The 25,189-nt window shown below is 63.2% G+C and carries 20 protein-coding genes, 2 tRNA genes and 3 pseudogenes; 9 read left to right on the forward strand and 16 right to left on the reverse strand.

The features are described from left to right. Nucleotides 1–19 precede the first annotated feature (19 nt). From JWR98_RS15890 to JWR98_RS15930, 9 genes and pseudogenes are all read right to left on the reverse strand, one after another. Complete coding sequence (locus JWR98_RS15890; RefSeq protein WP_078732381.1) at nt 20–964, reverse strand: helix-turn-helix domain-containing protein; 945 nt, start codon at nt 962–964, stop codon at nt 20–22. Between the two features lie 76 nt (nt 965–1,040). Further along, nucleotides 1,041–1,820 carry a 2-keto-4-pentenoate hydratase gene (locus JWR98_RS15895; protein ID WP_078732380.1) on the reverse strand — a complete coding sequence of 260 codons (780 nt, stop codon included), beginning with the start codon at nt 1,818–1,820 and terminating at the stop codon, nt 1,041–1,043. Next, a complete protein-coding gene (locus JWR98_RS15900) occupies nt 1,817–3,424 on the reverse strand; it encodes a bifunctional 3-(3-hydroxy-phenyl)propionate/3-hydroxycinnamic acid hydroxylase (RefSeq protein ID WP_205490508.1) in 1,608 nt (535 codons plus the stop codon). The genes JWR98_RS15895 and JWR98_RS15900 overlap by 4 nt, the downstream gene beginning before the upstream one ends. A gap of 60 nt (nt 3,425–3,484) precedes the next feature. Further along, nucleotides 3,485–4,087: an amino acid synthesis family protein gene (locus tag JWR98_RS15905; RefSeq protein WP_078732378.1), complete on the reverse strand. Its 603-nt coding sequence runs from the start codon at nt 4,085–4,087 to the stop codon at nt 3,485–3,487. Further along, nucleotides 4,074–4,562, reverse strand: coding sequence for a VOC family protein (locus JWR98_RS15910; RefSeq protein WP_003172903.1), 489 nt, complete (start codon nt 4,560–4,562; stop codon nt 4,074–4,076). The genes JWR98_RS15905 and JWR98_RS15910 overlap by 14 nt, the downstream gene beginning before the upstream one ends. Nucleotides 4,563–4,573: 11 nt before the next feature. Then, nucleotides 4,574–5,614 carry a WD40/YVTN/BNR-like repeat-containing protein gene (locus JWR98_RS15915; protein WP_205490510.1) on the reverse strand — a complete coding sequence of 347 codons (1,041 nt, stop codon included), beginning with the start codon at nt 5,612–5,614 and terminating at the stop codon, nt 4,574–4,576. Nucleotides 5,615–5,626: 12 nt separating this feature from the next. Then, the gene (locus JWR98_RS15920; protein WP_017526977.1) at nt 5,627–6,421 is read right to left on the reverse strand and encodes an SDR family NAD(P)-dependent oxidoreductase; all 795 of its coding nucleotides are present in this window, start codon (nt 6,419–6,421) and stop codon (nt 5,627–5,629) included. Nucleotides 6,422–6,449: 28 nt separating this feature from the next. After that, nucleotides 6,450–7,940, reverse strand: a complete 1,491-nt coding sequence (locus JWR98_RS15925) for an aldehyde dehydrogenase family protein (protein ID WP_205490511.1) — start codon at nt 7,938–7,940, stop codon at nt 6,450–6,452. Between the two features lie 11 nt (nt 7,941–7,951). Beyond that, nucleotides 7,952–9,492, reverse strand: a pseudogene (locus tag JWR98_RS15930) (acetolactate synthase large subunit). Nucleotides 9,493–9,731: 239 nt separating this feature from the next. On the opposite strand from JWR98_RS15930, the gene JWR98_RS15935 reads away from it, so the two are divergent. Further along, nucleotides 9,732–10,490 (forward strand): IclR family transcriptional regulator, encoded by a 759-nt coding sequence (locus JWR98_RS15935; RefSeq protein WP_205490513.1) that lies wholly within the window; start codon nt 9,732–9,734, stop codon nt 10,488–10,490. Nucleotides 10,491–10,510: 20 nt separating this feature from the next. Here the strand turns inward: JWR98_RS15935 and JWR98_RS15940 are convergent, their stop codons facing one another. The 3 genes from JWR98_RS15940 to JWR98_RS15950 form a co-directional block, all read right to left on the reverse strand. After that, the gene (locus tag JWR98_RS15940; RefSeq protein ID WP_179119903.1) at nt 10,511–11,833 is read right to left on the reverse strand and encodes an alginate export family protein; all 1,323 of its coding nucleotides are present in this window, start codon (nt 11,831–11,833) and stop codon (nt 10,511–10,513) included. Between the two features lie 90 nt (nt 11,834–11,923). Continuing rightward, nucleotides 11,924–13,345 carry an aldehyde dehydrogenase family protein gene (locus tag JWR98_RS15945; RefSeq protein WP_078732373.1) on the reverse strand — a complete coding sequence of 474 codons (1,422 nt, stop codon included), beginning with the start codon at nt 13,343–13,345 and terminating at the stop codon, nt 11,924–11,926. Between the two features lie 81 nt (nt 13,346–13,426). After that, nucleotides 13,427–14,875, reverse strand: a complete 1,449-nt coding sequence (locus tag JWR98_RS15950) for an APC family permease (protein ID WP_078732372.1) — start codon at nt 14,873–14,875, stop codon at nt 13,427–13,429. A 1,022-nt stretch (nt 14,876–15,897) separates the two neighbouring features. Here JWR98_RS15950 and JWR98_RS30245 point away from each other — a divergent pair. Continuing rightward, a pseudogene (locus JWR98_RS30245) lies at nt 15,898–16,572 on the forward strand (HAMP domain-containing protein); the annotation flags it as partial. 336 nt (nt 16,573–16,908) lie between these two features. Then, a pseudogene (locus tag JWR98_RS30250) lies at nt 16,909–17,430 on the forward strand (methyl-accepting chemotaxis protein); the annotation flags it as partial. A gap of 45 nt (nt 17,431–17,475) precedes the next feature. Here the strand turns inward: JWR98_RS30250 and JWR98_RS15960 are convergent. Together JWR98_RS15960 and JWR98_RS15965 are read right to left on the reverse strand one after the other, a co-directional pair. Then, nucleotides 17,476–18,438, reverse strand: a complete 963-nt coding sequence (locus tag JWR98_RS15960) for a helix-turn-helix domain-containing protein (RefSeq protein ID WP_078732370.1) — start codon at nt 18,436–18,438, stop codon at nt 17,476–17,478. Nucleotides 18,439–18,461: 23 nt separating this feature from the next. Next, the gene (locus tag JWR98_RS15965) at nt 18,462–18,653 is read right to left on the reverse strand and encodes a hypothetical protein (RefSeq protein WP_205490514.1); all 192 of its coding nucleotides are present in this window, start codon (nt 18,651–18,653) and stop codon (nt 18,462–18,464) included. On the opposite strand from JWR98_RS15965, the gene JWR98_RS15970 reads away from it, so the two are divergent. From JWR98_RS15970 to JWR98_RS15980, 3 genes are all read left to right on the forward strand, one after another. Continuing rightward, nucleotides 18,652–20,028 (forward strand): aspartate aminotransferase family protein, encoded by a 1,377-nt coding sequence (locus tag JWR98_RS15970; RefSeq protein ID WP_078732369.1) that lies wholly within the window; start codon nt 18,652–18,654, stop codon nt 20,026–20,028. The genes JWR98_RS15965 and JWR98_RS15970 overlap by 2 nt on opposite strands. Before the next feature lie 37 nt (nt 20,029–20,065). Continuing rightward, the gene (locus JWR98_RS15975; protein WP_205490516.1) at nt 20,066–21,520 is read left to right on the forward strand and encodes an aldehyde dehydrogenase family protein; all 1,455 of its coding nucleotides are present in this window, start codon (nt 20,066–20,068) and stop codon (nt 21,518–21,520) included. Between the two features lie 98 nt (nt 21,521–21,618). After that, complete coding sequence (locus JWR98_RS15980) at nt 21,619–22,182, forward strand: cytochrome b (RefSeq protein WP_078732367.1); 564 nt, start codon at nt 21,619–21,621, stop codon at nt 22,180–22,182. Between the two features lie 197 nt (nt 22,183–22,379). Here JWR98_RS15980 and JWR98_RS15985 read toward each other — a convergent pair. Together JWR98_RS15985 and JWR98_RS15990 are read right to left on the reverse strand one after the other, a co-directional pair. Further along, a tRNA-Asp gene (locus JWR98_RS15985) sits at nt 22,380–22,456 on the reverse strand. A 19-nt stretch (nt 22,457–22,475) separates the two neighbouring features. After that, nucleotides 22,476–22,551 (reverse strand) — tRNA-Val (locus JWR98_RS15990). 159 nt (nt 22,552–22,710) lie between these two features. Between JWR98_RS15990 and rdgC the strand changes: the two genes are divergently transcribed. The 3 genes from rdgC (at nt 22,711) to sugE (ending at nt 25,124) form a co-directional block, all read left to right on the forward strand. After that, nucleotides 22,711–23,631 carry a recombination-associated protein RdgC gene (rdgC, locus tag JWR98_RS15995; RefSeq protein ID WP_003172886.1) on the forward strand — a complete coding sequence of 307 codons (921 nt, stop codon included), beginning with the start codon at nt 22,711–22,713 and terminating at the stop codon, nt 23,629–23,631. 107 nt (nt 23,632–23,738) lie between these two features. After that, nucleotides 23,739–24,704, forward strand: coding sequence for a bile acid:sodium symporter family protein (locus tag JWR98_RS16000; RefSeq protein WP_003172884.1), 966 nt, complete (start codon nt 23,739–23,741; stop codon nt 24,702–24,704). Between the two features lie 105 nt (nt 24,705–24,809). After that, on the forward strand, nt 24,810–25,124 hold the full coding sequence (gene sugE, locus JWR98_RS16005) for a quaternary ammonium compound efflux SMR transporter SugE (RefSeq protein WP_205490518.1): 315 nt from the start codon (nt 24,810–24,812) through the stop codon (nt 25,122–25,124). The last annotated feature ends 65 nt before the right edge of the window (nt 25,125–25,189 follow it).

Raw genomic sequence — 25,189 nt, forward strand, 5'->3', positions numbered from 1 at the left:
CCAACACTCGGCACCTCGCTCAGGCTCGGTGTGCCCGGCGTGTTTCGGACGGCGATTCGCCAAACAGCTCACGGTAATGCGTAGCGAAATGGCTCAGGTGAAAAAAGCCCATGCCCACGGCAATCTCGCCGACGTTTTTCTCGCTCGCGGGGGTAGCGATCAACTGTCGCCGGACCGCGTTGAGGCGCAGATTGCGCAGGTACTCGACCGGGCGCATGTCGGTGACGGCCTGGAAGCTGTTCTGCAGGGTCCTGCGACTGACGCGCAACTGTTCGCACAGGTCAAGAATGCTCAACGGTGTATCGCCGCTGGCAATGATTAATTCCTGGCTACGCCGGACCAGATAGGCACTGACGGCAAAATTGCCACGTCGGCAACGCACCTCATCGCCGGCGTGGCTGAACAGATCGAGGAATGCGCCGAGCAGTTCATCCTCCAGCATCTTTTCCGTAGCCGGGTTGATCTCGTGCGCATGTTCCAAAAAGTGACGAAACAGCGGGTGGATGCGCTGGCGAATGCGCAACAGTAACGTTTCATCCACGCTGAGCGCGGACACGCGGGTCAAGCGTTTGAGTTGATCATTGGACAGTTCGAAGGCGGCCAGTTTGGCAAAGCGCAGGGCATCGACATTGAGGGAGAAAAAGTGCGTGCCTTGGGGCGCATGCAACACGAACTCTTCGCCGTCGCGCAGCAGCACCACGCTTTGCGCGCTCACCTGCTGGCCTTGAACCACCGGCGGGCTGCCCAGTGACATGGCCGCGCACAAGCGGCCCTTGGGCGAGCGGCCGTGCTGCACCACGCGCTTGTCGAGCACTTCCTGGAAAATCTGAAAACGGTCGCCGGACAACTGCCACAGTTCGCTGGTCAGGCAACCACGACCGAGTTGGTCATACACCTGCTGCCAGCCCTGGATCGAGCCGGCGTGCTGTTGAGAGTCGTTGAAGGTTCGCACTTGCGCGAGCATATTCGTCATTCCTCGGCGGCCGGTTGCGCATCTTTGGCCTGAAGGGGGCTCTGTCATCCCTGACGGCAGCGGGCGTTTACACGGACGCGACGTCCGCGTGAAACACCAAAGCCAGTTCCGTGCCAAGCATGTGCAGACGATAGGTGCCCGGCTGTATATCCATCGGCGCCAGCAACGCGCCGGACAGCACAATCTGCCCTGCCTGCACGCCCTGCCCCGCGGCCAACAGGCGCCGCACCAGCCAGCACAGGTTGAACAGCGGGCTGTCCTCGCGGGCCTGGGTATCGCCGTGGCCCAATGGCACACCGTCGTGCTCCAGACGATAGGGCACGCAGCCATGCCGTGCAGGATCGAACGGCGTATGCGGCCCCACGCAATACAGCCCGGCGGCGGCGTTGTCGGCGAGGAAGGCGCCCAGCCCGAAACGCCAGCCTTGCCAGCGGCAGTCGGCGATCTCGAACGCCGGCGCCACCTCGGCAATGGCCGCCAGAATCGCCTCGTCACTGTGCTCACCCGGCGTCAACGTGCGCCCGAACACCAGCGCCAGTTCGATTTCCAGCTTGGGCTGGATCAGCCGCGTAAACGCCAGCGTGCTGCCCGCGTCGACTTGCATGGCATCCGTAAGGGCGCCATACACCGGTTCATCAAGGCCAAAACGCGCTTGCGCCGTACGGCCGGCGAAGGCCACTTTCCAGCCACTCACGCGTTCGCCCGCTGCCTGGCGCCGCGCCAATCCTTGATGCAGCAGCGCGTAGCCCTGCAACCGGTCCAGCGTTTCGGGCGGTAACGGCGCCAGCGCCTGGGCACTGCGCTCGGCCTGATGCAGTTGGTCGAGCAGATCAGGGGTGTGGCTCATGACAGTTGCTCCGCGAGTTTGCGCAACACCCCATCCAGGCGTTCGGAGGTGGTAATGGCGGCGACGAAACGGTCCGGACGCACCACGACAATGCAGTCGCGCACCTTGGAGAACCATTCACCCAGGCGGTTATCCACGTCCTCCACACTCAGGGCATCGACGGCCGTCAGCGGCTGGTTGCGCCCCACGCCGCTGCGCGACCGATTGACCTGGATAAAACGCGTGCCCCAACGGGCCCAGTACTCAAGCATCGGTTGGCTGAGCTGTTCACGCGGATTCACCCGGTAACCCAGCACTGCATAACCATGGCCCAGCACCTCGTCCAGGCGGCGGCGCTGGCCCTGGGCGTCTTCGATGTTCGGCTGGATGAACAACTGACCGACCAGATCATCCTCACGCAACTCCGCCCGCTCGTGATAAACCAGGCCCTTGGTGATGGTGGCCTTGGGTTTGAACTTGAACTCCAGCAAGTGCGAGCGCAGGTTGTCGACGCTGTTCACCGCCTGGAACAACCAGTCGCGCACGCCGGCCATCAGCGGGTTGGTCAGGCCCAGGACCGCGCCCATGTTGTCGGCCAGGGCCACCAGTTCGGTAGCATGGCCACGGCGTTCCTGATCGTAGCTGGCCAGAATCGATGGCGCCGCGCGGCCCTGGATGATTGCCGCGAGTTTCCAGGCCACGTTGGCCACGTCGCGCAGGCCGGAGTTGAGGCCCTGCCCGGCCCAGGGCGGCGAAATGTGCGCCGCATCGCCCACCAGTGCCACCCGTCCTTGAACAAACCGCGCCGCAACCCGCGAATGGTGGGTATAGGCACGAATGCGGATGATGTTGAGCTGGTCGACGGCATCGCCGATATGCCCGTGGATCAGTTTGCGAATCGTCGCCTCTTCGCACATTTTCGCTTCGTCTTCGCCCTCCATCAGCATGAACTCCCAACGCCGCTGCTGGTACGGCAGGTAGATGCACACGAATGGTCGCTGCGGATCGGCATGCAACGCGGTGTAGGGCGCATCCAGGGTGTCGTTGGCCGTATCGACCACCACCCATTTACGCGGATGGGTCAGCCCGAGCAGCTCGATCCCCAGTTGTTTGCGCACGGTGGAGCGCCCGCCGTCGGCGCCAATGACATAGTCGGCCTGGAGCTGGTAGATCTCGCCGTCGGCATCGCGCACCTGCAGGGTCACGCCGTGGTCGTCCTGCTCCAGTTCGAGCAATTCATGGCCCTGGCGCAGCTCTACGCCGGCATGCTGCCCGAGGTGTTCACGCAAGGTGCCTTCGAGCAGTTGCTGCATGAAAATATTGCGCATCGGCCAGCCGTACTGCGCGGCACTCGGCTTGACCTCGGCGAAACACACACCGCGTGCGTTGTAATAGCGCAGCGGCACATCGCAAATCATGTCGCGCACCGCCACCTCGGCAATGCCGATGCTCTGCAGCACGCGCAATGCCTCATCGTCCATGCCCACCGCACGCGGGTAAGGCAGGATGCCGTCGGCCAGTTCAAGGACGACGCAGTCGATACCGTACATTCCCATAGAGTGCGCGGCCGTGATCCCGTTGGGGCCACCGCCCACGATGACAACCTGGGTTTTCTCCTGCTTCATCGCTATTCACCGCTTTCCTGTTGTGGTTTTGATCGCGCATCACCCAAGCCTGCACCTTGATCAGTGCAGCCCGTCGATACCTTTTACATCGGCGGCCTGCAGACCGCCCAGCCGCGCATGCAAACGTCCGCGCGTGGCGAAGGCCCAGATCACCACCACCTCGTCCGGCGACGGCCCGTCACCGAAGGTCAGGGAAATACTGTCGTAGTGCGAGCGCACGTACAGCGCGTCCTTGTGGGCCAGGGGCACGTCGATGCTCGTACCGGGGCCGCCACGTTTGCCGGTGGACGGTACCCACGATTTGCCGCCGCCCAGCGCGACGCGGATCGGATCGGCGGCCGGGTTGGTCAGGAACGCGTTGCCGTGCTCATACTCGCCCGCGCTGCCCACCAGGATCGCCTTGCCATAGCTGACAATTGGGTGCGCACCAGCCAATGCCTGGATGCGTCGGCCGAACTCTTCGCCCAGCAGCGGCGACGGCTCGACCAATTGCGCGAGGTCTTCGCTGTAGCGCCCGGCGTAAGGGTTGGCGATCACTGCGGCCACGGCGTATTTGAACAATGGCTCGCCATCGGCCAACTGGCCGGTTTCATTGGCCAGGGTTTCCTCAACGAAGCTGTACCATTTGCGGATGTGATAGCTGGCGAAATTAGCGGTTTTCATCGGATGTGCCTCGGTTCAAAGGAGGGTCGAGTGGGACGAGCGTGTAGTTGCGACTCGGCGCGCCGGCGGCCTTGAAGCGCGCCTTGCCGCGCGCATCGTCGTGCTCGGTCTCAAGAAAGAATTCCATGCGGTTGCAGTCCGGATCGTTGAAATACAGGCCGTGGCCGATTTCATGGTCGGTAATCTTCACCACCTCGACGCCCTTCTTCAGCAACATGCCGTAGAGCTGGCGCAAGGTGGTCATGTCACCGGCGATTTCCAATCCGTAATGCTGCAGCCCCAGCCCGCCCTGGTGAGCGCCGGGTTCTGCGCGAATCAACGCGATGTCGTGGTGCTTGGTGCCAAACGCCATCATCACCCAGCTCTCGCCACGGGCACTCTCGTGCATGCCCAGAATGTCGGCGTACCAGCGCGCCGACACATCAGGATCACTCACCCATAGCGATAAGTGAGTGCGAAGGATTTCGACTTTCATCGCTCGCTACCTCAATGCTGTTTGACGATGGATTGATGCCCTGCCTTGATCTGCGCCACCGCGGGCGTCCAGAGCACGTCGGCGATTTCACTGAACTCGCGCCACTGTTTTTGCCAACCGTCACCGCCGTTCTCGGAGGTGAACAGGTGGCCGTACTTGGTGCCGGCGACGATTTGCCGAGGGTTGGCCGGGTTGAACGCCAGGGCCCAGACACAGGAGTTGGGCTGCTGCGGCAGCGGCAGTACTTCCCAGGTCAGCGCGGCGTCACGTGACACCAGGACCTTGCTGGTGGTGCCGGGAGTGCCATCGGAAATGCTCAGGTACAGCGTATCTTCGCTGCCCAGCGGTGCGTTCATCGCACGCAGGTAATACAAGCCGAAGGCTTCACGGCCGATGATGCCGGTCCAGGTCAGCCCTTCGTCCAGGCTGCGGTAGACCGCGTTGACGCACACCACCACGATGACTTTCTGGCCATGGTTGGGCAGCACCAGGATGTTATGCACGTCCGAGTTGAAGTCCCACAGCAGGCGGTCATCGACGCGGGTCCAGCTGTCGCCCCCATCGCGGGAATGGAACAGCCCGCCTTCCTCCAGGCCGAACCACAACTGGTTGCGGTCGCAGGGGTCGTAGGCGAAGGCCAGCAAACGCGGGCGACTGACGCCATCGCAGAATTCCGGAATCTCCACCGGCGCGCGGTCCCAGCTCGTGCCGCCGTCCAGGGTGCGCCACAGCACGGCGCGCGAGGGCGCGCCGGTGCCGACGAAAATCCGCCGGGCATCCTGCGGGTCCACCGCTACCTTCCACACGGTCTGGCCGTTGAACGGTGAGTCGACCTGCTGCCAGCGCCCGCCGGTGTCGTGGCTGACACACAAGCCGATGTCGGTGCCGGCATAGATCACCTCCGGCGTGCCGGGGTGCAGGCTCAGCGAACGGGTGATCGCGTCGAACTCCAGGTCCTGCCCCAGGCCCAGGCGATGCCAGGTCTTGCCATCGTCGGCGCTGCGGATGATCGCCTGGCCGACGGTGGCGACTAAAAGGGTTCCGTTACTCATCGCAGTTGCTCCTCAGATGAAGATGCCACGGGTGAGGCCGCCGTCGATGCCGATGGATTCACCGGTCACCGCGCCTGCCTTGGGGGACGCCAGGAAACCGATCAACCAGCCCATTTCGATGGGCGCCAGGGTGCGGCGAATCGGCGTGGCGTCGATGTAGCCTTGTTCGACCTGCTCCGGGGTCTTGCCCTGCTTGATCCCTTCGCGCTCGTACAGCTCGCGGATGTGCGGGGTGTCCACCACGCCGGGATGGATCAGGTTGACGGTAATGCCGCTGGCGCCCAACTGGTCGGACAGGGTCTTGGTCATGTGCGCAATGGCCAGGTTACGCATGCCCGACAGCACTTTGCTGCTGCGCCCGGTGAGGCCGCCGATATTGATGATGCGTCCGAAGCCGGCGGCCTTCATGTGCGGGGTCACGGCCTTGGCGCAACGGAAATAGCCGATCACCTTGGTGTTGAGGTCCGACAGCAGTTCATCGTCGCCGGCATGTTCAATGTCATTGCGCACCACGCCGGACGGCGCCGCCGCACCATTGACCAGAATGTCGATACGGCCGAAGTGCTTGTGCGCTGCTTCGACCATGTCCGACACGGCCTTCATGTCATTGGTGTCACAGAACAGCGGCAGCACTTCGTTGCCGGTCTGTGCGCTGATCTCTTCGGCGGCCTGGGTCAGGAACGCCATGCGCCGTGCGCAGATCACCACCTTGCAGCCTTCCTCGGACAGAAAACGTGCGACTTCCTTGCCGATGCCCATCCCACCGCCAGTGACAATGGCCACGCGGCCTTTCAATTCCAGATCCATAGCAACAACCTCGTAGTGATGATTCAGTTCAGGCCAGATCGACGAATACGCTTTTGGTCTCGGTATAGGCGTCGATCACGTTCTTACCCATTTCCCGGCCCCAGCCGGATTGCTTGTAGCCACCGAACGGCGAAGCCGCATCGACGACGTTCCAACAGTTGACCCACACCGAACCGGCCTTGAGCTGCGCCGCCAGGCGGTGCGCCGAGCGCAGGTCACGGGTCCACAGGCCGGCGGCCAGGCCGTACGGCGAATCGTTGGCGCGCAGCACCAGGTCGTCGACTTCGGTCCAACTCATCACGGTGAGCACCGGGCCGAAGATTTCTTCGCGGGCCACGCAGGCGCGCTCGGCACGGTCGAGGAAGACGCTGGGCTCAATGAAATGGCCGCGCTCCAGGTGCGCAGGACGCTCGCCGCCGCAGATCAGTTCGGCGCCCTCCTCCTGGCCGCGCTGCAGGTAGCCCCTGACCGTCTCCAATTGCCGCCCCGACACCAGCGGGCCCATGCTGCTGGCCGGGTCCAGGCCGTTGCCGAGGACATGGGTGGCGGCATGGCGTTGCAGTTCTTCAAGCACCTGGTCAAGCACACTGGCGTGCACATACAGGCGCGACGCGGCGGTGCACACCTGGCCCTGGTTGTAGAAAATCCCATCGGCGGCGCCCTTGGCGGCGCGCACGATGTCGGCGTCGGGCAAGATGATGTTGGGCGATTTGCCGCCGAGCTCCAGCGAGACCTTTTTCATGTTGCGCGTGGCGGCCTGGGCGATCAGCCGGCCGACCTGGGTCGAGCCGGTGAAGGCGATCTTGTCCACGTCGGCATGCTGCGCCAGCGGCGCGCCGGTTTCGGCGCCCAGGCCGGTAATCAGGTTGACCACGCCCGCCGGAAAACCTGCGGCCTCGATCAACTGCACCAGCCGGATCGCCACCAGCGGCGTCTGTTCGGCGGGCTTGAGCACCGCTACGCAGCCGGTCGCCAATGCCGGGCCGAGCTTCCACACGCACATGTTCAGCGGGAAGTTCCACGGCACGATCAAGGCGCACACCCCCACCGGTTCGCGCAGGGTGTAGTTGAGCATCGGCGCGCCGCTGGCCGGCGAGACGGGCAAGGTGCTGCCTTCGATCTTGGTCGGCCAGCCGGCGAAGTAGCGAATGATGGTGGCGGCGCTGGCCGCTTCACCGCGCGCGGTGGCGATGGGCTTGCCGTTCTCCAGGGTGATCAACTGCGCCAGTTCCTCGCGGTGCTGGTCGATAAGATCCGCCAGGCGAAACAGCAACAGGCCACGCCGGGCCGGCGACTGCATCGCCCAGGTGCCGGTAAAGGCCGCGCGGGCGGCTGCGACGGCGGCGTCCACATCACGCTCATCGCTCTGCGCGACTTCCGTCAGGGTCTCCTGGGTGGCCGGATTTTCCACGGCAAAGCGGCGACCGCCGGCGGCGTCCTGCCAGGTTCCGCCGATGAACAGGCGACCGGGCTGCGCCAGGAACGCGCGCACTTCGGGTAACACATCAAGCTGCTTCATCATCGACTCCTTCACAGTGCCATTTCGATCAGGCAAGGCCCCGCATCGGCGGCGGCGTTGGCCAGTGCGCGTTGCAGTTCGGCGTTGGTGTGTACAGTGCGGGACGGCACGCCATAGCCTTTGGCCAGGGCTTTCCAATCGATGCGCGGACGGTCGAGCACGGTCAGCTTGAGGGCCTGGGGATCCAGTTCGGTCATGCCGAAACGGCGCAATTCGTTTTGCAGGATCGCGTAGCGGTGGTTGGCGGCAATCAGGATGACCACCGGCAATTGCTCGCGGGCGATGCTCCACAGGGTCTGGATGGTGTACTGCGCGCTGCCGTCCGATTGCAGGCAGAACACCCGGTTGCCGCGCTCGGCCAGGGCGGCGCCAAAGCCCACCGGAATACCCTGGCCGATTGCGCCGCCGGTGTTGGTCATGACCCGATGCCGCTTGGCACGCGCCGAGGCCGTGAAAAACGGATAACCGCAGGTGCCGCCCTCCACCGAGACGATGCAGTCGTCCGGCAGCGCGGCGGCCAATACCTGGCCGACCGATTGCGCGCTCAAGGCGGCTTCGCCCGGCGGCAGCTGGATGTCCTGCGGGGTGGGCACATAGGCCGGGGCATCCAGCGCATCGGCCAGCGCGGTCAGCGCCCCGGCGACGTCGTCGCGACCTCGGCGAGCGCCAACAGGCGCTCGCGCTCGGCCAGACGCGACGGGATACCTTCATAACCGAAGTAACTGATGGGCTCCGGTACACCGGCGCGCACCACCTTGTCGTATTGCTCAAGGATTTCGATGGCCACTTCCGGGAAATACGGCAGGCGATCCAGGTCCGGCAAACCGCCGCCGCGGTAGCTCAGGCGCGGGAAGGTTTCGGCGAACAGTCGCACGCCGGGCAGTTGCGCCAGGCGCCCCGCCGCTTCCAGTCCGGCCACCGACAAGCCCTGGTCACCGACGATGAATACCAGACGCTGGCCATCGCGCAGCGCCTGGGCCACGGCGTCGATGCGGTCGCCGGCAAAACGTCGCACCGGTGCACTCAGCGGGCTGAACCGGCCGCTGTGGGTCACCGCGTTGGCTTGCAGATCCATCGGCAGAATCAGGCTGGCGATCTGCCCCTTGGCCTGCCAGGCGGCGCGCATGGCCTCCTGCAGGTCTTCGCCGATCCCCGACGCGGTGCGCGAGGTGCGCACCCAGCTGGACACGCTGCCGGCCAGCGCCTGGATATCACTGGCCAGGGGCGGATCGTAATTGACGTGCCACGAAGCGTGGTCGCCGATCACATTGACGATGGGCGTGTTGGCGCGCCGTGCGTTGTGCAGGTTGGCGATGCCATTGGCAAAGCCTGGGCCCAAGTGCGTCAGGGTCATCGCCGGTTTGCCGGCGATGCGGCCATAACCATCCGCCGCACCGGTGCATACCCCTTCGAACAACGACAACACCGGCTTGAGGGCAGGCGCACTGGCCATGGCCGCCACCAGTGGAATCTCGGTGGTCCCCGGGTTGGCGAAGCAGTACTCGATACCGCTTGCCGCCGCCGCATTCACTATCAATTGCGCGCCATTCATTGCCAGCCCTCTCACTTGAGCGTTTTCTGTTGTGAGATTTATCACACACAAAAACATACCAAACAAGAGATTTTTATTAATTTATCTCTTTAATTGAGACTTATTAGAATTTTAAGCACGGCAAAATTGCATTTTTCGCCGATTGGTATAGTGTGACGCAACCCTATAGCCCCACATTGGATCCGTGGCGTTTTCGCCTATAGTGCTTACCCGCGTGCCACCCCCTTTCTAGGAACGAAATGAGCAGCCTGAGCAAATTGCTGAGTGTCCTGGACCTGTTCGGTCCAGCGACGTTGAGGATCGACCCCGACACCATCGCCGAACGCATGGGCCTGTCGCGCGCCACGGCCTATCGCTACGTCAAGGAGTTGTGCGACGCCGGCCTGCTGAGCCGTGTGGATGCCGGCAGCTATGGCCTTGGCCCACGGGTGATCGAGTTGGACTGGAGAATGCGCCAGTACGACCCCATCCTCCTGGCCGGGCGCGAACTGATGCACGAGCTGTCGGCGCAAACCGGCCTGGCGGTGTTTGCCAGCGTGTTTTATGACGGGCGCATCATCAACACCTACATCGCCGAACCCACCGATACGTATCACTTCTCCTTCGGGCGCGGGCACCCGCTGCCGTTCTTTCGCGGGGCTCAATCCAAGGTGTTGATCGCCTTCCAGAAAGGTCGACGCTTGCAACGCCTGTTCGAAGAACATATGGCCGGCGATCCGGACAGCCCTTACGACTGGGCAAGTTTTGCCAAGGCCGCCAAGAAGATCCGCAAGGACGGCTATTGCCTGACCCACGACGAGCTCAACCTGGGCCTGACCGGCATCGCCGCACCGATCATCCAGCCGGATATCGACGAGGTGATCGGCAGCCTGTCCGCCGTCGGCAGCACCCAGAGCTTCAAGCTGCTGCGCCAGGAAACCGTGATCGAGATGGTGATGGACACCACACGGCGTATCGCCGAGAACATGCGCAATCACACCCACACCGCCGCGCCCTGAAGCGCGACGGTCGTGGCGGGTCAGAACGGTACGGCGACGGTCAACTGGCTGTACAGGTTGGTGCCGTTGCCCACGGTCTGGTTACCGCCGCTGGTGGCGTCCTCCTTGGGTTTGTAGAGGCCGATCAGCGGGGTGATGATCAAGTGCGGGTTGACCGCCCACTCGGCATACACATCCAGCTCCTGTGCATTGAGGTTCAGCGCATTGCTTTTGCGCACGGTGTCGAAGTCGAAGTACAGCGCGCCCAGGGTAAGATTTTCCAGGGGCATGGCCTTGAGACCCACGTGCTGGATGCGGGTGTTGCTGTTGAACGGCCCGGCATAGTTACCGGCGACTTCACCCTGCAACCAGGTGCCGTAGCCGGCGCTCAGGCCGGTGAACAGCGAATCCCACTTCTGTGAATAACGGGTGTAGCGATAGGTGACCTTCGGCGTCCACGCGACATCGGCGAAGGTATACCCGGCTTCGCCGTACCAGGCTTTTTCGGGTCCGCTGTCCTTGTCCTGCCAGGCATATTCGAACGCCAGGTTCACGTTCGGCAGGCCGGCGTCGCCCTCACCGCGCACGCTGTAGACATTCATGCCCTTGCGCTGGCGCTGAAAGTCACTGGCCCAGCGGTCGTTGACATCGATGCCATGCACCCAGGTCAACCCCAGGGTGCCGGGCTTGGTGGTGTAATCCAGCGTGCCTGCGGCAACTTCGCTTTCAGCCTGGGCGCGGTTGTCTGACTTGAGCCACAGCAGGCTGCCGTGCAAGCCGTCCTTGCCGCCCAGGCGCAGGAACGTGGTCTGATCGAAGGCATGCCGCGCGGCCAGGTAATACGCCCCGCCGCGGTTCAGCGCGCCATCGGCCGGACCCTTGCCCAGGTTCGGGCCGTCGTCGTTGATCAGGAAGCCGCTACCCAGCTTGACCACCTGGCGCCCACCGGAAATATCCACGCCGTCCTGGCCCAAGGCCGGAAACAGGTCGCCGGAGCGCCAACCCAGGTAAGCATCTTCGATCTTGGTCGTGCGTTCGTTGCCAAGGGTGTTGCCGGCCGGGTCACCCTCCCCCCAGGTAGCGGAACTGACCAGCGCGAAGGCGCCATAGGCGGTGCCATTGCCGGCCAGGGACTGGTCGCCGCTCAAGCCATACTTGATGAAACCTTCGCGCCAGGTGGAACCACCCGACGTGCCGTCGTAGTTCTTGCGGCTGTTGAACATGCCGAATACGGCGGTCATGTCGGCATTGAGATGGCGGCTCTCGTCGCTGTACAGTTCATAGGCCTGAGCCTGACTGATCGCGCAAAGCGTCAACGTACACGCCAATGTGCCGCTGAGAATTGAAGTGGCTGGATACCGCATGATCGAAGCTCCTCGGGATGCGCCTTTAAAGGCTGTCTTAGTTATTGGGCATAAGAGAGGCGCAGCGTTGCCGCGCCAGGTAGGCAGGGCTTACTCAGCAGCACGCTTATTGACAAACAGCAGCTGTTGACCGGTGAACTCGAGCAGCCCCTCCAGGCCGAACTCGACGCCGAAACCGGACATCTTGCTGCCGCCGAATGGGGTATTGGGCTGGATGCGCGCGTGACAATTGACCCACGCCACACCGCTTTCCAGGCGGCCGGCCAACGCCTGCGCCTGCTCCACATCCGGCCCCCATACCGAGCCGCCCAGGCCCATGTCGCCGGCGTTGGCGCGGCTCAGCACCTCTTCGACATCGCGGTAGGCAATCAGCGGCAACACCGGCCCGAACTGTTCCTCGTCGACCAGGCGCTGGCCGTCGGTCACATCCGCCACCAGGGTGGGTGGGTAAAAGAAGCCGGGGCGATCCAGCCGTGCGCCGCCGCACAACACCCGCGCCCCTTGGGCCCGGGCATCCTCGACCAACGCCTCGACCAGCTTGAGTTGATCGAGGTTCTGCACCGGGCCGAAGTTGACGCCGGGCTCGAGGCCGTCGCCCACCACCTGACGCCCCGCAATCAGCGTCAAGGCATCGGCAAATTCCTGATACTGGGACTCATGGATATACAAGCGCTTGAGCGCCGCGCAGGTCTGGCCCATGTTCAGAAACGCCGCCTGGAAAATCTCTTCGGCCACCTGCGCAACCGGCGTGCCCGGCAATACGATGGCAGCGTCGTTGCCGCCCAGCTCCAGGGTCAGGCGCTTGAGGTTAGTGGCCGCGCCACGCATTACGCTCTGGCCGGTGGCGGTGGAACCGGTGAACACGATTTTCTGGATACCGGGGTGCGCGGTGATCGCACTGCCGAACCCCTGCTCGCCGGTCACGCAGTTGATCACCCCCTTGGGCACGCGCCGCGCAATGATCTCCACCAGGCGCAGGGTGCTCAGCGGCGTCAGGCTCGACGGTTTGCTGATCACGCAGTTGCCGGCCCTCAGCGCCGGCATGATGTGCCACACCGCGATCATGAACGGCCAGTTCCACGGTGTGATGGAGGCCACCACTCCCAGCGGCTTGCGGTGCAATTCGACGCGCTGGGTCGGGGTTTCTTCCACCAACTCCACGTCGATCTGTTGCCCGGCAGCGTAGCGGGTCCAGGCGGCGGCCCCCATGACTTCGGAAAACGCCAGTTCCAGCGGTTTGCCTTGTTCACGCACGATCAGCCGGGCCAGTGCGTCGGCGTCCTGCTCAATGTCATCGGCAATCGCGCCGAGGTGCTCGCACCGCAGCGCATGCGAACTGTGGCGCCACGTCTTGAAGGCGGCCTGGGCGGCGTTCACCGCCGCGTCCAATTGGGCCAATGAGCCGGCCGGGCATTGCGCGAAGGCGGCGCCAGTGGCGGGATTGATCACATCAAACTGCCCGTTTTCACCGGCAACCTGGACCCCATTGATAAGCATTGTGTAGTGCTGCATGTGGAAGCTTCCTTTAACGCAGACGAGCCGTGTCGTGCGACGACAACTGAGCTCGCAGTAGGTGTAGGGGTGGAACGTGCCTTAGAGCTTGTGGCTACCCAGGGCCAGGAACCGCTGCGGCGAAACCTTGCGCAGGCGCGCGGCCAGGTAGACGCCGGCCAACAAGGCCGCAGGAATGACCGCACACAGACCGTAGGACAAAAGCTGGCTGGCACCGGTCAGCACATCGAAATGCACCACCGCCAGCACCAGCACCATCAGCAAGGCCAGGCAGGAGAAAATCGGCAGGATGCGCCCGCGCCAGAGGCCGACCTTGAGCTCGGGATGCCGGTGGAAGTACACGCACACCGCGACCGAGGTCATCGCCATCAGCAAGATCACGCACAGGGTGGCCAGGTTGGAGAACCAGGCGAACAGCTGCAGGATCGGATCGGCGTCCATCGCCGCGAAAATCAGCACCACTACCGCGGCGATCAGGCTTTGCAGCGCCGAGCCCATATGCGGGCTTTGGTGCACACGGTGGGTAGTGCCCAGCAGGCTGTGCAGCAAACCATCACGCCCGATGGCGTAGAAATAACGCGCAGCGGCGTTATGAAACGCGAGCAGTCCGGCATAGATGCTGACCATGAACAACACCCGAATGATCTGGGTCAGGTGTGGCCCGACAAAGTGGTCGGACATGCCGTAGATAAACGTGGTTGGGTCCTGCAGGGCTTGCAGCATCGGCACGATCTTGTCCGCGCCCACGCCCACCACCATCGCCCACACCGAGAGCGCATAGAACCCGCCGATCAGCAGCACCGAGCTGTAGGTCGCAATCGGAATCGTGCGCTGCGGGTTTTTCGCCTCCTCGCCATAAATGGTGGTGGCCTCGAAGCCGATGAAGGCGGCAAAGCAGAACAGCAGACCGATCGACGGCGTGCCGCTGAATACGTGCTGGCTGCTGAAGGAATCAAGGTTGACGCCGCTGTCGCCACCGGTCTTCAGAATGGCGAAATCCAGGGTGAGGATCGCCAGGTATTCAGCGATCACCACCACCGACAAGACCCGCGCCGACAGGTCGATCTTGCGGTAGCCGAGAATCGCAATACTGGCCATCGCCAGCAGCGAATAGGACCACCAGGGCAATACCAGGCCGAAGACACTTTCCATGGTGCCGCTGACCACGCCACCGAACATGCCATACAAGGCAATCTGCAGAATGTTGTAGGCAAACATCGCCAGCACCGCCGCCGAGCCGCCGGCCAGGCCGCCCAGGCCACGCGAGGTAAAGGCGTAGAAACCGCCGGCGTTGGTGACATGCCGCGCCATGGTGGTGTAACCCACCGAGAACGCCATCAGCACCGCCAGCGCCAGCAACAGCAACGCCGGGGTGCCGGCGCCGTTGCCCAGCATGATGCCGATCGGGAAACCGCCGGCAATCACGCTGAGCGGACTGGCCGCCGAAATCACGAAGAAGATGATGAAGCCGACACCCAGGGCGCCACGCTTGAGCTCCGTAGAGCCATTGACCGGCATTATTACACTCATGTTATTGACCTTATTGTATGAGGCAGTCGCTGTGGGGTGGCGCCGATTCAGCCGCTATCGGTGCCGGGTAGCGCTTTTATTCTGGAGATTGCACGCTGGATTCGATCCTATGCCCGCCCTCGGAAGCCTCGCTATCCCAAATCGGTAACATCGCCGCGAGTGCCCCAAAACAGGTCGCCGCGCCGCCACACTCCCCGCCGATTTGGGATAGCCGCGTGCAGATCCCAATCTGCATGCTAGGTTCAGGCGTCCTCTGCCCGGCTGTCGGCCAGTGGCGTCAAGCGCCGGTCAACCCTTGGCCAATGCCTATGCTGAAAACGTGGTGCAGGCCGATGCACTGACAACCCCAATAAGAAATCGGTGGCCCACGCCAACCGATGATCGATCAACACGCTGTTCACCCGTGAGATAGCCCAATGTTCGACACCCTCTCCATTCGCTTGAAAATAGTCCTGTTGTCGGGCTTGTGCCTGCTGGGCGTGATCAGTCTGATCGTCGGCATGAACCTCTACCAGAGTAGCCAGAACAATCGGCTGATCAGCATCTCAAGCAGTCGGATGCTCACGGACAGTGGCGAGAACCTGCTGCAGGCCAAGGCCGCCGAGCAGGCAAGCAACCTGCAGCGGGTGTTCGGCAGCAGCTTGCAGATCATCAGCGCCTTTGCCGACCAGGCAGCCAACCTGCGCAGCATGGCCGCCCAGCGCGGGTTGGCCGCCACGACCCTGCGTGAAGAACTCAACCAGGGGCTCAAGACAACGTTCGACCGCAACCCGCAGGTACTGGGGCTTTGGCTGGTCTACGAATCGAATGCGCTGGACGGTAAAGACGCCGAGTTCGCCAACGACGCCGCACGCGCCTCCAACGAAAACGGACGCTTTGCCAGCGCCTGGAACCGGGGCGCCGGCACAGCGGTGAATATCCTGATCCCCGAAGCCGATTTGCAGAAAACCGAACTGAGCATCAGCGGCACGCCTTACAACAGTTGGTACACCTGCCCGCGCGACACCCGGCGCACCTGCCTGATGGCGCCCTACGCCGACACCCAGGCCGGGCAGGTGCAACTGATGACCACCTTGTCCATGCCCTTGATAGTGGATGGCAAGGTGATCGGCACCCTCGGCGTGGACCTCGCGCTCGGCGCCCTGCAAGCCGCCGCCAGCGATGCCCAGCGCGCGCTGTTCGACGGTTCGGGGCGCATGCTGATTGTCTCCGACAGCGGCGTGCTCGCCGCTTACAGCAGCGATGCCAGCCAGATCGGCAAACCCATCAGCGCGCCGCTGGCGCAGGAAGGCCAGGCCGTGCTCAGCGCGCTGGCACAGAAACAACCAAGCGTGCTGGCCCAGGATAAATCGATACGCGCGGTCTACCCTGTCGCGCCGATCCCCGAAGCAGCGCCGTGGGGCGTGGTCATCGACCTGCCCAGGGAGGTCTTGCTGGCCGACTCGGCGAAGCTGCAATCCTTGCTGGACCAGACCCAGACCCGCGACACCCTGGTGTCGCTGCTGGTGGCCATCGGTGCCGGGCTGCTGGGCCTGCTGTTGATCTGGCTCACCGCGTCCGGCGTGACGCGCCCGATCAACAGCGTCGCGCAGATGCTCAAGGCGATTGCCAGCGGCGACGGCGACCTGACTCAACGGCTCGATTACCGCAAAAAGGACGAACTGGGCGAACTGGTGCAGTGGTTCAACCGCTTTCTCGACAAGCTGCAACCGACCATTGCGCAGATCAAGCAGAGCATCACGGATGCCCGTGGCACCGCCGACCAGTCCTCGGAAATCGCGCGGCAGACCAGTGAAGGCATGCAGGTGCAATTTCGCGAGATCGATCAGTTGGCAACCGCCTCCAACGAGATGAGCGCCACGGCGCACGAAGTCGCCAGCAGCGCGTCAAATGCCGCCCAGGCAGCCCGGGGTGCCGACCAGGCGTCCCAAGAGGGCATCAGCATCATCGAACGCAGCACGAAGGACATCAACGCCCTGGCCGATGAGGTCAGCAAGGCCGTGGCCGAAGTCGAAGCACTGGCGGTCAACAGCGAGCAGATCGGCTCGGTGCTGGAGGTGATCCGCAGCATTGCCGAACAAACCAACCTGCTGGCGCTCAACGCCGCGATCGAGGCCGCGCGTGCCGGCGAAAGCGGTCGCGGGTTTGCGGTGGTTGCCGATGAAGTGCGCAACCTGGCCAAGCGCACTCAGGATTCGGTGGAGGAAATCCGCCAAGTGATCGAACGCATCCAGACCGGCACGCGTGGCGTGGTGGCCGTCATGCACTCAAGCCAGGCGCAGGCCCAGAGCAACGCCAGACAGATCCACCATGCCGTGCAAGCGCTTGGCAAAATCAGCCAGGCGGTGACGGTGATCAGCGATATGAACCTGCAGATCGCCAGTGCGGCGGAGGAACAAAGTGCGGTGGCCGAGGAGGTCAATCGCAACGTTTCGACCATTCGCGGGGTGACCGAGACGCTGACGGAACAGGCTGCCGAATCGGCGCAGGTCAGCAGCCAGCTCAATGCTCGAGCCAATCATCAAATGCAGTTGATGGACCAGTTCCGCGCCTAGGCTGCGGCGGGGCCAGGCTATTGCTGCGCCATGGTGGGCGGGTATTCAGGCGCGCGCGCAGGCGGGAATCGCAGCACGCGCGGTTTGGGAGGGCAACTCGGCGAACAGGGCGTGGTACTCCTCGGCGAAATGGCTGAGGTGATAGAAACCCCATTGGGCGGCGGCATCGCCGATCGAGAGACGGGACGCGGCGGTCGACATCAAGGCACGGCGCACCCCATTGAGCCGCACCGAGCGCAGGTAGTTCAGCGGTGTGGTCTCGGCCACCGCGCGAAAGCTGTTCTGCACGGTGCGTCGACTCACCTGGAGGCGCTCGCACAATTGGATCACGCTGGGCACGTTGAGCATCTCGGCGGTGGTCAGCCGGTGGCATTTCTCGACGATGAAACTGCGGGTGGAACTCGGGCTACGCTGCTGCTTGTCACAGGCCGGGTCGGTGAGCAGCTGCATCAACTCATCGAGCAGAGCCTGCTCCAGCCTGGGCTCACACCCGCTGTCGGGCGCCTGGTCGGTCACCGCCAGGGACAGCATCGCCAGCAATCGCCCTCGGGCCTGGGCAAAGCGCTGCGCGCAGACCCGGATCACCGGCTGACGCAGCAACCGACTGATCTCCTTGGCCGACGCCGTGTGCGCCAACGCCTGCTCGAACCATTCGCGCTCGAACGTGACGGACAACAGCTCCATGCCCATCGGCATATGGAACATGAACTCCTCGCCGCCGTGCAGAAAAAACAGGCTGCTGTCGTCCACCTCGCGACCCTGCATGCGCGTCGAACCCGGCACGCTGATCGGCACGGCGAAGCACATCTTGCCGCGCGGCGCCACGCCATGCTGCACCACGCGCTGGTTGATCTGCTCACGGAACACGTGGCAACGCGCGGTCGTCAGTTGCATCAAAGAACTTTCGGCCAGGCCGGCGGTTAACTGGCTGTAGTCCTGGCTCCACTCCTGAACAGTGGCCGCATGTACATGGATATCGCGAAAGTGGCTGACATGGTGATTTGTCATGATGCGTAAAACCTCTGTCGATATCAGGTTTTTAGCCCGCAATGTTTGCGATATTCCCACACAGAAAAAATATTGCAAAATTCTTTCTGCCATTGGCCATTCGTCGACAACTGCGCGCTTTTCCCTGCGTCGATTTGCCGATTCGGGCTAACGGTCAAGGCTTCACCATGAGAATGATCGGCACACTGAAAACCGTCAGCCAGAGAGTTCGTCATGAGTGAGTCCAAACTAGAAGCCCTGCATTTCGCGGATGCCCCGCGCATGATTTCCAAAACCCTGCCCGGCCCCATGACCCGCGAGGCGCTGGCGCTGTCGGCGCGTACGGAGTCGATGGCGCGCGGCGGCGGGCGCATGCCGATCGCGATGGACCGCGCGTTCGGCGCGACCTTCAAGGACCCTGACGGCAACACTTACATCGACTTGTCCGCGGGCGTGGGCGTCAGCAGCGTCGGCCGCTGCCACCCGAAGGTGGTGCAGGCCATCCGCGACCAATCCGAAGTGCTGATGCACGCCCTGGAAATCAACAGCACCCGCCGCACCGCACTCGCAGCCAAACTTTCCGAGATCGCGCCCGAAGGCCTGCGCGGCGACTGCATCACGTTCTTTACACAAAGCGGCAGCGATGCGTTGGAGGCGGCAGTCAAGTTCGCCAAACGTATCACCGGGCGTCACCAGATCCTCGCCTTCCACGGCGGCTACCACGGTGTGTGGAACGCCTCTGGCGCGCTCACCACCGGCACGGCCTACCGCAAGGGCTATGGCCCGATGATGGGCGGCGTGATCCATGCGCCCTACCCCTACGCCTACCGCTTTCCTTTCGATACCACGCACCGCAGCGCCGAGCAGATCGCCGGCGACTACGTGGATTACCTGCTGAACAGCCCCTACACCGCCGCCGATGACGTGGCCGCCGTGATTGTCGAACCGGTGCAGGGCGAAGGCGGCTACGTGCCACCCTCGCCGGAGTTCCTGCAACTGCTGCGCAAAGCCTGCGACCGCGCCGGCGCGCTGCTGATCGTCGATGAAGTGCAATCCGGCGCAGGGCGCACCGGCAAGATGTGGGCGGTGGAGCATTCCGGCGTGAAGCCCGACATGCTCACGTTCGGCAAGGGCATCGGCAGCGACCTGCCGATGGCCGGGCTGATCATGCGCTCGGACCTGGCGGCCGCGATTCCCGACGGGTCGATGCCCAATACCTTCGCTGCCAACTCGCTGTCCGCGGCCGTGGCGTTGACCAACATTAGCATCCTGCAAGACCCGGAACTCGGCCTGCTTGAACGCGCCCACACCCTGGGGCTGGAAGCGCAGGCACACATACGCGGTTTCAACAGCCGATGGGTGGGTGAAGTGCGCGGCCGTGGCCTGATGATCGGTATCGAACTGGTCGAAGACGCCGCCACCAAGACGCCGCTGGCGGGCGAAAAAATCGGCCGGCTGATGGGCTACCTGATGAACCACGGCGTACTGATGATCCCGTGCGGCCGCTACGGCAACGTCATGCGCGTGATGCCATCGCTGACGATCCCGCGCGCGATGTTCTTCAAGGCGCTGGACATCTTCGGCGACGCCCTGGCCTCCCTCGAGGCATGAGGTGTATGCCTCCTGCTCATCACCCCTGGACACTCACATGAATCAACACCTGAACCACTTCATCCAAGGCGCGCCGCGCGAAGCCAGCGACGGTGGGCGCATCCCGCTCATCGACCCTGTGACCGAACAGATATACGGCAGTTGCGCACGCGGCACCGTCGACGATGTGGCGCGTGCCGTGGCAGCGGCACACGCCCAGCTTGAGGGCGGAGATTGGAGCCGGCTCGACGGCGCCCAGCGTGGTCGACTGCTGTCGAAACTGGCCGACCTGGTGGAGCGTGACAGCGAGGTGCTGGCCGACATGGACGCCAGCGCCATCGGTCGCTCCCCCCTCGAACCGCGCCGGATGGACCTGCCCAATGCCATCGCCAACCTGCGCGCCGCCGCCGGCTGGGCCAACCAGCTGGAGGGCCGCACCATCCCTACCGGCGGTTACTTCGGCAGCAAGACGCTCTCGTACACGGTGCGCGAACCGGTGGGCGTAGTAGGCGCCATCGTGCCGTGGAATTCACCGCTGATGATCACCGTGTGGAAGCTCGCCGCACTGCTGGCGGCAGGTTGTACCGTGGTGGTCAAACCCGCGGAAGAGACCCCACAGTCGGCCCTGCACCTGGCGGTGCTGGCGCAGGAAGCGGGCTTTCCGGATGGCGTGATCAACGTGGTCACCGGCTACGGCGCGCAAGTGGGCCGCGCCCTGTGCGAGCACCCACACGTCGCCAAAATCAGCTTCACCGGCAGCCCCGAGGCCGGGCGCGAGATCCAGCGCACCGCCGGCGTGCTGTTCAAGCACGTAGCACTGGAGCTGGGCGGCAAAAGCCCGCAGATCGTGTTCGACGACGCGCTATTCGATGACGCGCTGTTCGGCTGCGCACTGGGCCTGTTCGTCAACCAGGGGCAGATCTGTGCCTCCGGTTCGCGCATCCTGGTCCAGCGCAGCCTGGCCGAACGCTTCGCCGCCGCACTGGCCGATGCCGCACGCGCGGTCAAGGTCGGTGACCCACGCGAGCCCGACGTGCAAATGGGACCGGTGGCCAAGAAAGCGCAGTTCGACCGCGTCAACCGTTACATCCAGCTGGGTATCGATCAGGGCGCAACGCTGCTGGCCGGCGGGGTCTCCACCCCTGGGCAAGGCTGGTTCGTACGCCCGACGATCTTCGCCAACGCGCGCAACGACATGGCGATCGCCCAGGACGAAATCTTCGGGCCGGTCGGCACGGTGATCACGTTCGACAGCGAAGCAGAGGCCGTGGCCCTGGCCAACGACTGCGCTTACGGCCTGGCGGCCACGGTCTGGACCACCGACCTGGCACGCGCGCACCGCGTGGCCGCGCAGGTCAAGGCCGGCGCCATCGGCATCAACTGCTGGAGCCCACTGGACGCCAACCTGCCCTGGGGTGGCGTCAAGGCCAGCGGTCTGGGTCGTGAAGGCGGGTTTGGCGGCGCGCAGGCCTACACCGAGGAAAAAGTCATCACCGTGCTGCTGCCCGACTAAACCCACGTCCCACCCAGCCACCCTGCGGCCCTCTGCCTGCGGGGCGGCCATCCAACCGTGCATTCCTCACGCCTTAGATGATCAATGGAGAGCCTGCGATGAACCCGATAGATCAACCGACAATAGATCGGTATCCGACCTCCCTGCGCGTCTTGCACTGGGTCCGTGCCGTGCTCATCCTGGGCCTGCTCTGGGCGGGCTGGCACATGACCGGCCTGAACGATGAAGTGGCAAGCAAATACGCGCTCTATTACCCCTGGCACAAATCCTTCGGCGTGCTGACGTTTTTGTTGGTGCTCACCCAGATCGCCCTGCGCTGGCGGGCACCGAGCATTCCGCAACCGCTGGAAACCCTGGCCCCGCACGAACGGATGTTGTCCAGGCTCACGCAACGCGTCATGTATGCGCTATTGGTGATCGTGCCGTTGATGGGCTACTCCATGTCGAGCACTTACACCATGAGTGATGGGGTGTTCTTTTTCGGAGTGAACCTGCCGGAGCTGCTGCCCAAGAATGACGCCTGGTTTGTCGTCTTCCAATGGCTGCACAAAATACTCGCCTATACCCTGCTCGGGCTGATCGTGCTGCATGTGGTGGGCGCCCTCAAGCATCGGTTTTACGACCGAGACCCTCGTAACGATGTTCTGCGCCGCATGCTCTGACCGGATGAGGCGTTGGCGCAAGATGCCAACGCCTTGCGCGAACGCTGGATGAAAAATTTGCCGTGGCCAATTGTAAGGAGGGGAATAGAACGCAGCAGTAGACGGATGCCAGTGAAATACTGCAGACGAAAAAAAGCCCGCTCAATGAGCGGGCTTCTTGTGGCGGCCTGGCGTTCAGCGTTCCAGGTAACCGAATATGGCGCAGCGGACGGGACTCGAACCCGCGACCCCCGGCGTGACAGGCCGGTATTCTAACCGACTGAACTACCGCTGCGCGTAACACATGAAGCGAATGGTGGGTGATGACGGGATCGAACCGCCGACCCTCTGCTTGTAAGGCAGATGCTCTCCCAGCTGAGCTAATCACCCTTCGTCTCGGTGTGGCGCGCATTCTACGGAGCGACCCTGGGTCTGGCAAGCACTTTCTTAAATCTTTTTTTTGAGGCCTTCCAATGGCTTAGGCAGGGTTGGCCTGAGCCTCTATCAAGAGAATAATGCCCCCCTTTGTATAAAGGAGAGACTCACCCCATGTGGTTCAAGAACCTGCTTATCTATCGCCTGACCCAAGATCTGCCTGTTGATGCCGAGGCGTTGGAAGCGGCCATGGCCACCAAGCTGGCGCGCCCTTGTGCAAGCCAGGAGTTGACTACTTACGGTTTCGTCGCGCCGTTCGGTAAAGGCGAAGACGCGCCCCTGGTACACGTCAGCGGCGACTTCCTGTTGATCGCCGCACGCAAGGAAGAACGCATCCTGCCGGGCAGTGTCGTGCGTGACGCGCTCAAAGAGAAAGTCGAAGAAATCGAGGCCGAGCAAATGCGCAAGGTCTACAAGAAGGAACGCGACCAGATCAAGGATGAAATCATCCAGGCCTTCCTGCCGCGCGCGTTTATCCGTCGCTCGTCGACCTTCGCCGCCATCGCGCCGAAACAAGGCCTGATCCTGGTGAACTCGGCCAGCCCGAAACGCGCCGAAGACTTGCTGTCGACCCTGCGTGAAGTGATCGGCACCCTGCCGGTACGCCCACTCACGGTGAAAACCGCACCGACCGCAATCATGACCGACTGGGTCACTACCCAGAAACCGGCGGATGATTTCTTCGTCCTCGACGAATGCGAACTGCGCGACACCCACGAAGACGGCGGCATTGTGCGTTGCAAGCGCCAGGACCTGACCGGCGAAGAAATCCAACTGCACCTGACCACCGGCAAGGTCGTGACGCAACTGTCCCTGGCCTGGCAAGACAAGCTGTCCTTCATGCTCGACGACAAAATGACCGTCAAGCGCCTGAAGTTCGAAGACCTGCTGCAAGACCAGGCGGAACAGGACGGCGGCGACGAGGCACTGGGCCAACTGGATGCCAGCTTTACCCTGATGATGCTGACCTTTGGCGAGTTCTTGCCGGCGTTGGTTGAGGCACTGGGCGGCGAAGAAACGCCACAGGGTATCTAAGCCGTGTGAAGATCAAAATGTGGGAGGGGCGGTGCGACGATTCGACTTGCTCCCTCCCATATTTGATCGCATTTGCACTCCAAGAATTTAATAACAAGGACCTCCCCATGCGCGCACTCGCCGCCATGAGCCGCTTCGTCGGCAATACCTTCGCCTACTGGGTGTTGATTTTCGCCGTCGTGGCCTTTCTCGAACCCGGCTGGTTCATCGGCCTGAAAAGCGCCATCGTCCCGCTGCTGGGACTGGTGATGTTCGGCATGGGGCTGACCCTCAAACTCGACGATTTCGCCGAAGTCGCCCGCCATCCCTGGCGCGTGGCGCTGGGCGTGGTTGCGCACTTCGTGATCATGCCGGGCGTGGCCTGGGTGTTGTGTCAGGTGTTCCACTTGCCGCCGGAAATCGCCGTCGGCGTAATCCTGGTCGGTTGCTGCCCAAGCGGCACCTCGTCCAATGTGATGACCTGGCTCGCGCGCGGCGATCTGGCGTTGTCGGTGGCCATCGCCGCCGTCACCACCCTCCTCGCCCCGCTGCTTACCCCGGCGCTGATCTGGTTGTTGGCCTCGGCCTGGTTGCCAGTGTCGTTCATGGAGTTGTTCTGGTCGATCCTGCAAGTGGTACTGCTGCCGATCGTGCTCGGCGTGGTTGCGCAGCGCCTGCTCGGCACGCGGGTGCGCCATGCGGTGGAGGTGTTGCCGCTGGTGTCGGTGATCAGCATCGTGATCATCGTTGCGGCGGTGGTTGCCGCCAGCCAGGCGAAGATTGCCGAATCGGGCCTGCTGATCATGGCCGTGGTGATGTTGCACAACAGCTTCGGTTTTTTACTGGGTTACTTCACCGGCCGCGTGTTCAAGCTGCCCTTGGCGCAACGCAAATCGCTGGCGCTGGAAGTGGGCATGCAGAACTCCGGGCTGGGCGCCGCATTGGCCAGCGCGCACTTCTCGCCACTGGCGGCGGTGCCAAGCGCGCTGTTCAGCGTCTGGCACAATATTTCCGGGGCGTTGCTGTCGACCTACTTCCGGCGCATGAGCGAAAAGGAAGACCGCCGCATTTTGGAGAACACCCCGCAAACTTGATCGCCCGATCCGTTTTCGGCACTCTACGCGCTTCGCGGGGACGACCTCGCGACGCCAATGCGCGTTGACTCCGGGGACGACCCCGCCTGAAGAAGCGAGGTCATCATGTCCTGGATCATTCTGTTTTTTGCCGGGTTGTTCGAAGTCGGCTGGGCCGTGGGCCTTAAGTACACCGACGGCTTCAGCAAGCCGCTGCCCACCGTCCTGACGATTGTCGCCATGGCCATCAGCCTCGGCCTGCTGGGGTTGGCAGTCAAAGAGTTACCGCTGGGCACCGCTTATGCCGTGTGGACTGGCGTAGGTGCCGTGGGTACGGTGATTGCCGGGATTATCCTGTTTGGGGAATCCATGGCGTTATTCCGGTTGGCCAGTGTGGTGCTGATCATTTGCGGGCTCATTGGCCTCAAGATCTCCACTTAAGCCTCTACCGCCATCGGGAGCAAGCCCCCTCCCACACCAGACCGCGTATGTCAGAACAACTCGGT

It is taken from the genome of Pseudomonas lactucae (assembly GCF_016937615.1).
Taxonomy (GTDB): domain Bacteria; phylum Pseudomonadota; class Gammaproteobacteria; order Pseudomonadales; family Pseudomonadaceae; genus Aquipseudomonas; species Aquipseudomonas lactucae.